Below are 13,651 nucleotides of genomic sequence, written 5' to 3' on the forward strand. Positions count from 1 at the left end.
CTTTGCGATGCCCCGTGCCCCTTGATCAGAGCGTTGCGATTGTTTTCAGTGCGCCATCAAGCGCAATGCCCTGTTCATCCAGCAGGGCCGCTTGCCGCAAGCGCCGCAGCCAGGCTGCGCCGTCGTCCCGCTCGCTTAGAACAGGCAGAGCGGACAAAACGCGGTCGAATTTCGACAGGCCACGCGAATGCGTATCGGAATAGCCCTTGACCAGACGGCGACAGGCAAGAACCTCGACCGCGAGATCATAGTTCTGCGGCAAGGCGGCCAGCGCCTGTGCCAGCCAGGCTTCGCGGTGTTCGACCTCACGCTGATGGCGCAGGCTACCGCGCCGGAAACGACGCAAGCCCGAAACGACATAAAGCCCGGTGAACCAGAACAGTGTACCGGTGTTCACCCTGCGGCCCTTGCTCACACGCTTGTCGAGCCATGCAAAGAGCTTAGGGCGATTTTCGATCCAGGCGCCGATACCTCTCGGTAAGGTGCCGCACACTTCTTCCATGCGCGGATGCATATATTCGGTCGTATAGGCGATCTGATCTTTCTTGAGGCCAATTTCCTTGCGCACCCTCTCAAACCGCGAGCCGCGCACCTTGATGTCGGCCACCCGAACCACATCGTCATAAGCCATGGCAACAGCGACATATTTCGCCGCCTGTACGGTGAAGGCAAAGCCTTGCGCCGTAGCGCCATTGGCAAGATCGGCCTTGAGCAGGGCAGCGCAACGGTTCAGATATTCATCCGCGTAAGCCGGATCCTGAAACTCGGTCAACTTCTTGATGCCCGCAAAAAGCATCGCATGGCATTCGCCCGGAAACTCGCTGCGAATGCGCTTGATAAGCCCGTCCAGCGCCGGATGATCAGCCCGCTCGGGCAGAGGGTCCAGCCGCTTCGCAGGCGTTGCCGCCAGCGTGTCATTCGCGCCGCCAAGCGCGCGCTGATAGGCAGATTCAAAAGCTCTCAGACTTGCCTCGATGCCTTTGCCGCCAGACTTGATGGTCGCTTCAAAGGCAGCCTTGTCGAAAGGCAACGCGCCGGAAGCTGCAAGCGCGCCGAACAAAGCCGAGGAAACCACGCTGCCGCTTTTCGTTGCCAGCGCTTCCATGTCGAAAGCAATAGTCTTCCGTGCGGCAAAGGCTGTCGCGTCCTCAACAACCACCGGATTGCCGATGCCGTCACCCGGCTTTTCCTTTTCGCCCACCGCAAAGGAGCGATGAGTAGAGGTGATAAGCAAGGTCTTGTCCGGCGTCACGAGGCCGCGCAGCACGGAACGCCCCGCTTCCATCAGTTCCGCCGCGATAACGATATCGACGTCGCCGGGTGTGGGCATTAGCGACAGGATAGGATGCGCACCTTCGCGGGCCCGCAACAGCTCAAGATAATAGATCGTCGCGCCGGTTCTCTGCGCCACGCCGGGTACGGACGTCGTTTGCGCGACCCAGCCATTGTTTTCTGCCAGCGCCACAACCCAGTCGGCGAGAACGCCGCCGCCCTGCCCGCCCATGGCGAGGATGGCAATCGACAGCGGCTTGTCCTGCGAAAGAAGAGCGGACGGCGATGCGTTCAGTGTGGACATGGCCTGTTCCTCAATCCGCAAAGACAATGCGCGACGCGCGGCGGCGCTTTTGCAGCCAGCCGATGACGCCAGAGCGCAGGCGATGCACGAACTTGTCCCAGCCCGTCGGGTTGTGGATGACATCGGCGCGATAGAAGGACGGGCAAAGAACTGCCGCTTCCGAAACCTCGCCGCAATTGCCGCAACCAACGCAGGAATTGTCGATGGCCGCGACCGGATCGTCCTTCAGCGGATCGTCGGTGTGCTTCACGGAAAGCGACGGACAGCCCGACAGGCGGATGCAGGCATGATCGCCAGTGCACACATCCTCATCGACACCGAAACGCTGCTTGATCATCCGCTTGCCGTCCTTGACGGCCTTGGCGAATTGCGGCTTTATGCGGCGCTGCTTGTTGAGCATGCATTCCGACGACGCCACGATGATCTTCGGGCCTTTTTCTTCCGTCGTCAGCGCTTCCTTCAGCGTGTCGCGCATCTTTGCAACGTCATAGGTGTGGTCGATCTGGCGGACCCAGCCCGCACCAATTCCCTTGACTGCATCGACAATGGAATTGTTGGTCTTCCGGCGCGGATTGATCGCTCTGGAGGACATAACGTCCTGACCGCCCGTCGCCGACGAATAGTAATTGTCGACCACGAGGATGACGCCATCCTGCTTGTTGAAGACGGCATTGCCAACCGAAGTGGCAAGACCATTGTGCCAGAAACCGCCATCGCCCATCACCGAAATGGAGCGTTTGCCCGCAGGCACGTTGAAAGCGGAAGCCGAGGCGGGACCAAGGCCGTAGCCCATGGTCGTGCCGCCGAGATTGAACGGCGGCAGAATGGAAAAGAGGTGGCAGCCAATATCGGCTGAAACGTGATGCTCGCCCAGCTCCTTTTCCACCAGCTTCATGGCGGCAAAGATCGGGCGTTCCGGGCAACCGGTGCAGAAACCGGCCGGACGCGGCGGCACCACTTCGGCCAGCGCCTTGACGCGTTCATCGGCCAGAACCGGCGACGGATCGGGTAGCGGCGGGCGGTTGCCGAGCAACTGCGGCGCATGTGCATCAAAGAATGCCGTCAGCCCCTTCAAGAGCACAGGTGTCGTGTATTCGCCGCCCAGCGGCAGCACATCCTTGCCGGACAGTTTTGTCTGGATATCGCGGCGGCGCAGCAGCGTATGCAGCGCCTGCTCGATATATTCCGGCGCGCCCTCCTCCAGTATCACCACGGCTTTCTTGCCGGCAACGAAGGCGATGACTTCGTCGTCTATCATGGGATAGGCGACATTCATCACATAGAGCGGAACCCGGCTTTCGCCATAGACATCGGCCAGCCCCATTTGCTGCAAAGCCCGCATGGCGCTGTTGTAAAGCCCGCCTTGCAGGATGATGCCGACATCGCCCTCTTGCGGGCCAAAATATTCATTGAGATGATTGGCTTTGACGAACTCGACGGCTGCGGGCCAGCGCTTCTCGAGCTTTTCCTTCTCGTGCAGGAAAGATGCCGGCGGCAGCACGATGCGATTGACGTCGCGCCTCGGGTTTTCCAGCGCTTCGGCCAGCGTGTGGACCGGCCGCTTGTTATCCTTTGCAACAAACTGACCATGCACATGGCAACTGCGGATGCCGACCTGCAACATGACCGGCGTGTTGGAGGCTTCCGACAATTCGAAGCCTTTTTCAACGGCTTCCACGATCGAAGGCAGATTGGGCCGCGGGGTCAAAAGCCACATTTGCGATTTCATCGCATAGGCATGGCTGCGCTCCTGCATGATGGAGGAGCCTTCGCCGTAGTCCTCGCCGATGATGACCAGCGCGCCGCCGGTTACACCACCGGAGGCGAGATTGGAAAGGGCATCAGAGGCGACATTGGTACCAGCCGTCGATTTCCACGTAACCGCGCCGCGCACCGGATACATCACCGAGGCGGAAAGCATGGCCGCAGCCGCGGCTTCCGATGCGGACGATTCGAAATGGACGCCCAAATCTTCCATCACGTCCTTCGCATCCGCGAGAACGTCCATCAGATGGGAAATCGGCGAACCCTGATAGCCGCCGACATAGGAAACCCCCGACTGCAGCAGCGCCTTGGTGATGGCGAGAATGCCTTCGCCGCTGAAAATATCGCCTTCGCCGAGCTTCAGAGCCTCGACCTCACGGGCGAATGAGCGCTCCGCCATGACAATTCCCCTTTTCCGTTCGCCGGAATATCAATTCATTTGCATCAGCATATTTTCTAATTCTAAACTGTGTCAATAGTGGTTTTTGACCGGATTATAATTATTGCATTTGCATATATCAGTCTGACGCCATGTTACCATCTTCTCAAACAGCATGGAAAATAAGCTGATTTTTTTGCTTGACGTACCGAAGCTCCCAATTATATTTTAAGCTTAAAATAATTAACCGGCGCCGTTCGGCAGCATATCGGAAAGGGAACTCAACATGCGTATCGTGTGTATTGGAGGAGGTCCGGCCGGCCTTTATTTCGGCCTTCTGATGAAGAAGCTTCATCCAGAACATGACATCACGGTCGTGGAGCGGAACCGCGCCTATGACACGTTCGGCTGGGGCGTGGTGTTTTCCGACGCGACTATGGAATCGATGAAGGTTTGGGACCCGGAAAGTGCGGCCGAAATTCAGGACGCCTTCAATCACTGGGACGATATCGAGGTGCTGTTCAAGGGCACGCGCCAGCGCACCAGCGGTCATGGCTTTGTCGGCATCGGGCGCAAGCGTCTGCTCAACATTCTTCAGGCGCGCTGCGAAGCGCTGGACGTGAAGCTTCAGTTCGAAACCGACGTGGAAAGCGATCTCGATTTCCCCGACGCCGATCTCATCATCGCTTCGGACGGTCTGAACTCCCGCATTCGCAATCGCTATGAGGATGTGTTCGAACCCGATCTGATCGTCCGGCCCAATCGCTACATCTGGCTTGGCACGGAAAAGCTGTTCGACGCATTTACCTTCGATTTCCGCAAGACCGATCACGGCTGGTTTCAGGCGCATATCTACAAGTTCGACGACAAGACCTCGACCTTCATCATCGAAACGACCGAGGAAGCCTATCAGGCGCATGGCCTGGACCAGATGGACCAGACTGCTTCCATTGATTTCTGCGAGAAGCTTTTTGCGGAAACGCTTGAAGGCGCGCCGCTGATGACCAATGCGCGCCATATGCGCGGCTCGGCCTGGCTAAACTTCAACCGCCTGATTTGCGGAAAATGGAGCCACTTCAACGGCAACTCCCATGTCGTGTTGATGGGCGATGCTGCTCATACCGCGCATTTCGCCATCGGATCGGGCACCAAACTCGCTATCGATGACGCCATTGAGCTGGCCAACCAGTTCCAGAAGTTCGGCCACGGCAAGGAAGGCATACCGGAAGTCCTGCATGCCTATGAAGAAATCCGCCGCGTCGACGTTGCTCGCATCCAGAACGCTGCGCGCAACGCCATGGAATGGTTCGAAGTCGTCGGGCAGCGTTATGCTGACACGCTGGAGCCGGAACAGTTCATGTATTCCATGCTGACGCGTTCGCAGCGCATCAGCCACGAAAATCTGCGCCTGCGCGACAAGGATTGGCTGGAAGGCTATGAGCGCTGGTTTGCCCGCAAGCAGGGGCTGAACGTGACGGAAGACGAGCGTTGCCTGCCACCGATGTTCACGCCCTATACGCTGCGTGGCGTGACGCTGCCAAACCGCATCGTCGTGTCGCCAATGGCCATGTATTCCGCAACCGATGGCCTGATCGACGATTTCCATATGGTGCATTTGGGCAGCCGCGCCATGGGCGGTGCGGGACTGGTCTTTGCCGAAATGACCTGCGTGTCACCGGATGCGCGGATTACCCCCGGCTGTCTCGGCATCTGGAACGATGCGCAGGCCGAAGGCTGGAAGCGTGTTGTCGATTTCGTGCACGGCAACAGTAATGCCAAAGTTGCCATGCAGATCGGTCATGCCGGACGTAAAGGTGCAACCAAGCTGGCATGGGAAGGTATCGATCAGCCATTGGACGAAGGCGCATGGCCGCTGCTGTCTGCTTCCGCCCTCCCCTATCTCAAGAACAGCCAGACGCCGAAGGCGATGGACCGCGCCGACATGGATCGGGTGAAAGCGGACTTCGTCGCCGCAACCAAACGCGCGGCGGAAGCTGGCGTCGATTGGCTCGAACTGCACTGTGCGCATGGTTATCTTCTGTCGAGCTTCCTCTCGCCGCTCACCAACCGGCGCGAAGACGAATATGGCGGCAGCTATGAAAACCGTGCGCGTTATCCGCTGGAAGTCTTCCATGCGGTCCGCGAAGTTTGGCCGCAGGACAAGCCGATCTCGGTTCGCCTTTCCTGCCACGACTGGTTCGAAGGCGGCAACACGCCGGAAGATGCAGCCATCTTTGCGGACATGTTCAAAGCCGCAGGCGCCGATCTGATCGACTGTTCGTCGGGTCAGGTTTGGAAGGAAGAAAAGCCGGTTTATGGCCGCCTGTTCCAGACCCCGTTTTCCGACAAGATCCGCAACGAAATCCACATTCCGACGATTGCCGTCGGCGCGATTTCGGAAGCCGATCATGCGAATTCGATCATCGCGGCGGGACGTGCCGATCTCTGCGCTGTGGCACGCCCGCATCTTGCCGATCCGTCTTGGGCGCTGCATGAGGCGGCGAAAATCGGCATCAACTCCATCGCATGGCCGAAGCAATATCGCTCCGCCAAGTATCAGTATGAAGCCAATCTCGCCCGCGCCGCCGCTGCGCCGCAAGGTGCGAAGTAACGGAGATTGCGATGAATGATCCGGCTGTTGGCCTTGCCCTTTCCGGCAAACATGCGCTGGTCACCGGTGCCGGTAGCGGCATCGGCGCCGCTATTGCCGTCGGTCTTGCCCGCGCCGGGGCCAATGTGACGCTGGCGGGCCGCCGCCGCGAACCGCTGGAAGCAACCGCCGCCTTGTTGGACTGGCAGCGCTGCTTTATTGCCGATGGTTTCGACGTGACAAATCGCGAAGCCATTGCAACAGGGTTGGACGGCGCGCGCGCCGCTTTCGGGCCTGTCAGCATTCTTGTCAATAATGCTGGTGAAGCACCGAGCGCACCTTTCGAGAAAACCAGCCTCGACATGTGGAGCCGCGTTCTCGATGTCGATCTGACCGGAGTCTTCAATGTGACGCAGGCAACCCTTGATGACATCAAGTCGGGCGGCACAGGCGGACGCATCATCAATATCGCGTCCACGGCGGGCCTGAGCGGTTACTCTTATGTCTCGGCTTATTGCGCCGCAAAGCACGGGGTCGTCGGGCTGACCAGAGCGCTGGCGCTGGAACTCGCCCGCAAGGGCGTGACGGTCAACGCCGTTTGCCCCGGTTTTACCGATACGCCGATCATTGCCCGCTCGATCCAGGCCATTGTCGCGAAGACCGGACGGTCCAAGCAAGATGTTCTGGCGGAATTCGTCAAGGCGAACCCGCAAGGACGCCTGATACAGCCGGAGGAAGTGGCTGAAACCGTGCTGTGGCTCACATCGCCCGGCGCGCAATCGATAACTGGACAGGCGATAGCAATCGCCGGTGGGGAGGTAATGGCAGGATGAACGACGGCACCGTTTCGATGGCAAGCAATCTGAAGCCTTTCAAGGACTATCAGGCCGAGCATTTTCTGTGGCAGACGAGCGAAGACGGTCGTGTTGCAACGCTCACCCTGAACCGCCCAGACCGGAAAAACCCGCTGACATTCGAAAGCTATGCCGAGCTTCGCGATCTGTTTCGCAATCTCGTCTATGCCTCCGACGTGCGCACAATCGTGCTGACCGGCGCTGGCGGAAACTTCTCGTCGGGCGGCGATGTGTTCGAGATCATCGAACCGCTGACCCATATGACGATGCCCGATCTTCTGGCTTTCACGCGCATGACCGGCGATGTCGTCAAGGCCATGCGTAAATGTCCGCAGCAGATCATTGCCGCTGTTGACGGCATTTGCGCCGGCGCTGGCGCTATTCTGGCCATGGCATCGGATTTGCGCATCGCGACGCCGGAAGCCAAGACGGCATTCCTTTTCACCCGCGTCGGCCTTGCTGGCGCAGATATGGGCGCATGCGGCATTCTCCCGCGACTGATCGGTCAGGGCCGTGCGTCGGAACTGCTTTATACCGGGCGTTTCATGAGCGCCGACGAAGGCGAGCGCTGGGGCTTCTTCAACGCACTGCATCCGCAGGGCGATTTGCTCGGCAAGGCCGAAGCGCTGGCACGCAATATTGCCGACGGCCCATGGTTTGCGCATGGCATGACCAAAACCATGCTCAATCAGGAATGGGCAATGGGCATTGAAGAACTGGTGGAATCGGAAGCGCAGGCGCAGGCCATCTGCATGGCGACGCAGGATTTCCGCCGCGCCTTCGAGGCTTTTGCAGCCAAGCAGAAGCCCGTTTTCGAGGGGAACTGACCCATGGATAGTTCTGCAGCACTGCCGCTCAAGCGGGAGCATCTCGACTGGCCGTTTTTTGAGAAAACCCATACCGACTGGGCCGCAAGACTCGATGCCTTTGCGGCAAGCCCGGTGCTTGCCGATGTCGATCACAGCGACACGGACAATGCCTGTCGCGCTTTGGTGAAAGCGCTCGGCCAAGCCGGGCTGCTGGAAGCAGCCGTCAGCCTGACGGGCGGCGAAGGGATCGATTCCCGCAAGCTTTGCATCGCCCGCGAGACACTGGCCTATCATGACGGTCTGGCCGATTTCGCCTTTGCCATGCAGGGCCTAGGCACCGGCGCGATCAGCCTCACCGGATCGGACGAACTCAAGCAAGCCGTGCTGCCGAAAGTGGCAAGCGGCGAATGGATTTCGGCCTTTGCCCTGTCGGAAAAACTGGCAGGGTCCGATGTGGCTGCAATGAGCTGCGCAGCCATTGCCGATGGCGACCATTATGTACTCGATGGTGAAAAGACCTGGATTTCCAATGGCGGCATCGCCGATGTCTACACCGTGTTTGCCCGCACGGGCGAAGCGCCCGGCACGCGGGGCATTTCGGCCTTTGTCGTTTTCGCCACCGATCCCGGCTTTTCCATCGCGGAGCGCATCGATGTGATCGCGCCGCATCCGCTGGCCACGATCCGCTTCGACAATTGCCGCATTCCGGCCAGCCGTCGCCTCGGCGCACCGGGCGAAGGCTTCAAGATCGCCATGCGCACGCTCGATATTTTCCGCGCATCGGTTGCGGCAGCAGCACTTGGCTTTGCGCGCCGTGCTGCCAGCGAGGCGCTGTCCCATGCACGGACGCGCCCGATGTTCGGCGGTGCATTGGCCGACTTGCAGCTAACGCAAGCCACACTTGGCGACATGGCGACCGATATCGATGCCGCAGCGCTTCTGACCTATCGCGCGGCATGGCGGCGCGACGTTCAGAAGCTGAACACAACCAAGGAAGCAGCCATGGCCAAGATGGTGGCGACGGAAAACGCCCAACAAACCATCGACAAGGCCGTGCAGATGTTTGGCGGTCGTGGCGTGAAAAGTGGCGAGATCGTCGAGCGGCTTTATCGCGAGATACGCGCGCTTCGCATCTACGAAGGTGCGACGGAAGTGCAGAAACTCATTATCGCGCGCGAACTGCTGAAGGCTAACTAAAGCCCGTTACCGCGCGCATTTTCTGGAGATATAACATGCATAAGACACTTCAGCCGCAAGGCTGGGCCCGCCCCATCGGATATGCCAATGGCGTTGAAGCGCGTGGACGCACCGTGTTTATCGGGGGCCAGATCGGCTGGAACGAACAGCAACAGTTCGAGACCGACGATTTCGTCGAACAGACCGAGCAGACATTAAAGAACATTGTCGCAATTCTGGCGGAAGCTGGCGGCAGGCCGGAACACATCGCCTCCATGACCTGGTACTTCACCGACAAGGCTGAATATAACGCCAATCTGAAAGGCATCGGTCGCGCCTATCGCGATGTGATTGGCAAGCACTTCCCCGCAATGGCGGCGGTGCAGGTCGTCGCGCTGGTCGAGGACCGGGCCAAGATCGAAATACAGGCTTTTGCCGTTATACCGGACTGAGACCGCCATGGCCGATAGACGCGAATTCTCCTCCGCTGTGACAGGCACGGTTGTCGACGGTATTCTTATACTTACAGTCGACAACCCGCCGGTCAATGCCACATCAGCCGACGTGCGCAAAGGTTTTGCCGCAGCCATTCACCATGCTTCTGCCGACGCGGCGATCTGCGCGACCGTGCTGAGCGGTGCGGGCAAGATCTTCATTGGCGGAGCGGACATTCGCGAATTCGGCAAGCCGCCGGTCGAACCGGCATTGCCAGATGTCATCACGATCATCGAAAGCACCGACAAGCCGGTAGTGGTCGCGATCAACGGCGCCGCTTTGGGTGGCGGACTTGAGGTAGCGCTCGCAGCCCACGCCCGTATTGCTTCGGCCAGCGCCTTCTTTGCCTTGCCGGAAGTCAAGCTTGGGATCGTGCCCGGTGCGGGCGGCACGCAGCGTCTGCCCCGGTTGATCGGGCCGCTCGCAGCACTCGACATGATCGCCACGGGACGCCAGATTACCCCGGAAGAAGCGCTGCAATTGGGTCTGATCGACCAGATATCGAGCGGCAATCTTGTGGCCGACGCCATCACGCTTGCCAATGCGCTGGTCGGCACATCCTTGCGCCGGACCGGCAATTTAACCGTTAGCGCACCCGATGCCGCCGCTTTCGAACAGGCCAAGGCCAAGATATTGAAGAAGGCGCGCGGCGCGACGGCCCCCGGCGAAGCCGCGCGGCTGGTTCAGCTCTCGACAACGACCTCGATTGCCGAAGGACTGGCCGAAGAACGCATAGCCTTCGTTCGTCTGCGCGACAGCGCGGAAGCCGCCGCCTTGCGGCATCTGTTCTTCGCCGAACGCGCCGCCGGAAAAGTGGAAGGCATTGAGGCAAAGCCTCGGCCGCTTTCCACCATCGGCATTGCCGGAACTGGCCTGATGGGGTCGGGCATCGCCGTCGCCTGCCTCGCTGCAGGATATAAGGTGATCGGCTATGAAACGACAGTGGAAGCCGCCGCCAATGGCCATGCACGGATTACCGACATGATCCAGAAGGCAGTCGATACCGGCAGGCTTTCCACCGAGGCCGCAGAAGCGCAACGCGCTAATCTCGTCGTCAGTGCCAATATGGCCGCGCTCGCCGAAGCCGATCTCGTTATCGAAGCTGTGTTCGATGATTTCACTGTCAAGGCATCGCTGTTCCGGCAGCTCGACGCCTTGCTGCCCCCGTCAACAATTCTGGCCACCAATACCAGCTATCTCAATCCGGATGAGCTGGCAGCCGTCACGGATCGCCCTGACAGGGTATTGGGCCTGCATTTCTTCTCGCCAGCCAACATCATGCGGCTTTTGGAAGTGGTGCGCTGCGCGGAAACATCCGACGAGACGCTTGCAACCGGCATCGCCTTTGCGCGCAAGATCAAGAAGCTACCCATTGTTACCGGTGTTTGCGAAGGCTTTATCGGCAACCGGATGTTTTCGGCCTACCGCACGGAAGCCGAAAAAATGCTGGCAGAGGGTGCCTATCCCGAAGATATAGATCGCGCCATGGAAAGCTATGGCTTTGCGATGGGACTGTTTGCGGTTAACGACATGGCTGGGCTGGAAATCGCCTGGGCACGGCGCAAGAGAGCGGCGGCAAGCCGCAATCCCAACCTTCCCTATTTCGATGTCGCGGACAAATTGTGCGAAGCCGGGCGTTTTGGACGCAAGGCCGGTCTCGGCTGGTATCGCTATACGGATGGCGTTCGCGCCAGCGACCCGGACGTCCACACGCTGATCGACGACTACCGTGTGCGTCACGCCATTGTTCCTCGCAGTTTCAGCGACGAAGCGATCATGCAGCGCCTGCTCGCCGCCATGGCGGATGAAGGACAATCCTTGCTTGAAGAAGGCACTGCGCGCCATTCCGATGACATCGATCTCGTTCTGGTCAATGGATACGGCTTTCCGTCGATCAAGGGCGGGCCGATGTTCGCAGCACGTCAGATTGGAGAAACCCGATGAACGAAGCTTTCATATGCGACTATATTCGCACACCCATAGGGCGTTTCGGCGGGGCTTTGTCCAGCGTCCGCACGGACGATCTTGCCGCTACTCCGCTCAAGGCACTTGTCGAGCGCAATCCTGCGTTGGATTGCGAAGCGATCGAGGACGTGATTTTCGGCTGCGCCAATCAGGCAGGGGAAGATAATCGCAATGTTGCCCGTATGGCGACACTGCTTGCCGGTTTTCCTGTTACCGCCACCGGTACGACGATCAACAGGCTTTGCGGTTCCGGGATGGATGCCGTGCTCGCCGCCGCGCGCGCCATTCGTGCAGGCGAAGCAGAGCTCATGATTGCGGGCGGTGTGGAAAGTATGAGCCGTGCGCCCTTTGTCTTACCTAAAGCAGACAACCCGTTCTCGCGCCGTGCGGAAATCCACGATACGACAATTGGCTGGCGCTTCGTCAATCCGGTGATGAAAGCGCAATACGGCATCGACTCCATGCCGGAGACCGGCGATCATGTGGCTGTCGATTATGCGGTCACGCGCGCCGATCAGGATGAATTTGCCTTGCGCAGCCAGAAAAAAGCCGCGACGGCACAAAGCAATGGTCGACTGGCGCAGGAAATCACGCCCGTTTCCATCCCTCAGCGCAAGGGTGATCCCGTGGTCGTCAGTGCCGACGAACATCCGCGTGAAACTACCTTGGATGCGCTGGCCAAACTGAAACCAATCAACCGGCTGGAAGGCGCGACCGTTACAGCTGGCAATGCGTCAGGCGTCAACGATGGAGCGGCAGCACTTATCATCGCATCGGAAGCTGCTGCCCGCAAATTCGGCCTCACCCCTGTCGCTCGAGTTCTGAGTGGCGCGACGGCGGGCGTTCCTCCACGCATCATGGGTATCGGCCCAGCTCCAGCAAGCCAGAAACTGATGACACGGCTGGGAATGAGGCAGGAGCAGTTCGACATAATCGAACTGAATGAAGCCTTTGCCAGCCAGGGATTGGCCACCTTACGTCTTCTTGGCGTTGCCGACGGCGATGTCCGCGTCAATCCGAATGGCGGTGCCATTGCTCTCGGGCATCCGCTCGGCATGTCTGGAGCGCGCATCACCGGCACTGCAGCGCTGGAACTGAAACTCGGCGGCGGTCGCTTTGCGCTTGCCACGATGTGCATTGGCGTCGGGCAAGGCATCGCCATCGCGCTCGAAAGGGTTTAGCGTCCATCGTAACGATCTGCCGTTTTTGAGCACATCCTTTTCGATGGGAGCAGGATCAGAAATCAGTCCAGTGGACTGATTTCCCTGCGTAGGCGTTTCACACTTTTCGGGATGCGCTCTGGAACGGCTGATCCACAGGTTCCTGCGCGTCTAACAGAGTTTCTGCAAAAGCCGCTGTGTTGCTTCGATGTCCTGAACCATCAGGCTGCCTGCCTTTTTCGCATCGCCAGTACGAATGGCATCCAGCATTTCGTAATGATAGGCTGAATAAGGGTGGATAATTCCCTCATCCACTTGTTGACGAACATGATTGGAAAGAAGACGCATATAGGGTCCCAGCCGCAGCCACAGAGTTTCAATCATCTGAGGTAATGTTTCCGATCCCGATAATTCGTAGATCGTAAAATGAAATTCCTGGTTCTTGCGCAGCATCTCATAGATTTTGCCTTCTTGACCGAGAGCTTCGTGCTCCCGCGCAAGTGTCAGACAGCGATCAATGTCTGCAGCACTCATCCGTGGCGTGGCAAGTTCGGTGGCGAGCCCTTCAAGAGCAACGCGGACTCGACAAATATCATCCAGCCGCGTCCGTGAAATATCGGGCACACGCGCCGATCCGTTGCGGGCAATTTCCAGTCCGTTTTCCGCCGCAAGCCGTCGCAGCGCCTCGCGTACAGGCATATGACTTGTGCCGAATTCCGCAGCGAGAGAAGCTATCGTCACGGCCTGCGAGGGCTCGAATGAGCCCCACATCAAAGCTTGGCGAAGCTGTTCGTAGACCCCGTCCTGTACAGTTACGCGCGAGGATACTTTCGACAGACGGGTTTCACCAATCATTTGCTTCAAATCCCTTGTCTCCGTGTTC

General features: G+C 59.0%; 10 protein-coding genes. 7 read left to right on the forward strand and 3 right to left on the reverse strand.

The features are described 5' to 3' along the window. Window positions 1-25: 25 nt before the first annotated feature. Window positions 26-1,576, reverse strand: coding sequence for an indolepyruvate oxidoreductase subunit beta family protein (locus tag ACYSN1_RS09360; RefSeq protein WP_461725425.1), 1,551 nt, complete (start codon window positions 1,574-1,576; stop codon window positions 26-28). 10 nt (window positions 1,577-1,586) lie between these two features. Further along, complete coding sequence (locus tag ACYSN1_RS09365) at window positions 1,587-3,740, reverse strand: thiamine pyrophosphate-dependent enzyme (protein ID WP_461725426.1); 2,154 nt, start codon at window positions 3,738-3,740, stop codon at window positions 1,587-1,589. 265 nt (window positions 3,741-4,005) lie between these two features. On the opposite strand from ACYSN1_RS09365, the gene ACYSN1_RS09370 reads away from it, so the two are divergent. From ACYSN1_RS09370 to pcaF, 7 genes are read left to right on the forward strand one after another with little or no spacing between them, the layout of a single operon-like run. Further along, a complete protein-coding gene (locus ACYSN1_RS09370; RefSeq protein WP_461725427.1) occupies window positions 4,006-6,330 on the forward strand; it encodes a bifunctional salicylyl-CoA 5-hydroxylase/oxidoreductase in 2,325 nt (774 codons plus the stop codon). A gap of 11 nt (window positions 6,331-6,341) precedes the next feature. Beyond that, window positions 6,342-7,142 carry an SDR family NAD(P)-dependent oxidoreductase gene (locus ACYSN1_RS09375; protein ID WP_461725428.1) on the forward strand — a complete coding sequence of 267 codons (801 nt, stop codon included), beginning with the start codon at window positions 6,342-6,344 and terminating at the stop codon, window positions 7,140-7,142. Further along, window positions 7,139-7,990 (forward strand): enoyl-CoA hydratase family protein, encoded by an 852-nt coding sequence (locus ACYSN1_RS09380; protein WP_461725429.1) that lies wholly within the window; start codon window positions 7,139-7,141, stop codon window positions 7,988-7,990. The genes ACYSN1_RS09375 and ACYSN1_RS09380 overlap by 4 nt, the downstream gene beginning before the upstream one ends. 3 nt (window positions 7,991-7,993) lie before the next feature. Further along, on the forward strand, window positions 7,994-9,169 hold the full coding sequence (locus ACYSN1_RS09385; protein WP_461725430.1) for an acyl-CoA dehydrogenase family protein: 1,176 nt from the start codon (window positions 7,994-7,996) through the stop codon (window positions 9,167-9,169). A gap of 35 nt (window positions 9,170-9,204) precedes the next feature. Continuing rightward, the gene (locus ACYSN1_RS09390) at window positions 9,205-9,600 is read left to right on the forward strand and encodes a RidA family protein (RefSeq protein WP_140019233.1); all 396 of its coding nucleotides are present in this window, start codon (window positions 9,205-9,207) and stop codon (window positions 9,598-9,600) included. A gap of 7 nt (window positions 9,601-9,607) precedes the next feature. Next, window positions 9,608-11,587 (forward strand): 3-hydroxyacyl-CoA dehydrogenase NAD-binding domain-containing protein, encoded by a 1,980-nt coding sequence (locus tag ACYSN1_RS09395; protein ID WP_461725431.1) that lies wholly within the window; start codon window positions 9,608-9,610, stop codon window positions 11,585-11,587. After that, complete coding sequence (gene pcaF, locus ACYSN1_RS09400; RefSeq protein ID WP_461725432.1) at window positions 11,584-12,789, forward strand: 3-oxoadipyl-CoA thiolase; 1,206 nt, start codon at window positions 11,584-11,586, stop codon at window positions 12,787-12,789. The genes ACYSN1_RS09395 and pcaF overlap by 4 nt, the downstream gene beginning before the upstream one ends. A 150-nt stretch (window positions 12,790-12,939) precedes the next feature. Here the strand turns inward: pcaF and ACYSN1_RS09405 are convergent, their stop codons facing one another. Beyond that, window positions 12,940-13,623, reverse strand: coding sequence for a GntR family transcriptional regulator (locus ACYSN1_RS09405; protein WP_461725433.1), 684 nt, complete (start codon window positions 13,621-13,623; stop codon window positions 12,940-12,942). Window positions 13,624-13,651: the final 28 nt, after the last annotated feature.

This window comes from Brucella sp. LJL56 (assembly GCF_054871705.1).

Coding starts and splice junctions, on each gene's coding strand:
- ACYSN1_RS09405 (WP_461725433.1), bottom strand. CDS start 13,623: ATGATTGGTGAAACCCGTCTGTCGAAAGTATCCTCGCGCGTAACTGTA.
- ACYSN1_RS09385 (WP_461725430.1), top strand. CDS start 7,994: ATGGATAGTTCTGCAGCACTGCCGCTCAAGCGGGAGCATCTCGACTGG.
- ACYSN1_RS09395 (WP_461725431.1), top strand. CDS start 9,608: ATGGCCGATAGACGCGAATTCTCCTCCGCTGTGACAGGCACGGTTGTC.
- ACYSN1_RS09360 (WP_461725425.1), bottom strand. CDS start 1,576: ATGTCCACACTGAACGCATCGCCGTCCGCTCTTCTTTCGCAGGACAAG.
- ACYSN1_RS09380 (WP_461725429.1), top strand. CDS start 7,139: ATGAACGACGGCACCGTTTCGATGGCAAGCAATCTGAAGCCTTTCAAG.
- ACYSN1_RS09375 (WP_461725428.1), top strand. CDS start 6,342: ATGAATGATCCGGCTGTTGGCCTTGCCCTTTCCGGCAAACATGCGCTG.
- pcaF (WP_461725432.1), top strand. CDS start 11,584: ATGAACGAAGCTTTCATATGCGACTATATTCGCACACCCATAGGGCGT.
- ACYSN1_RS09390 (WP_140019233.1), top strand. CDS start 9,205: ATGCATAAGACACTTCAGCCGCAAGGCTGGGCCCGCCCCATCGGATAT.
- ACYSN1_RS09370 (WP_461725427.1), top strand. CDS start 4,006: ATGCGTATCGTGTGTATTGGAGGAGGTCCGGCCGGCCTTTATTTCGGC.
- ACYSN1_RS09365 (WP_461725426.1), bottom strand. CDS start 3,740: ATGGCGGAGCGCTCATTCGCCCGTGAGGTCGAGGCTCTGAAGCTCGGC.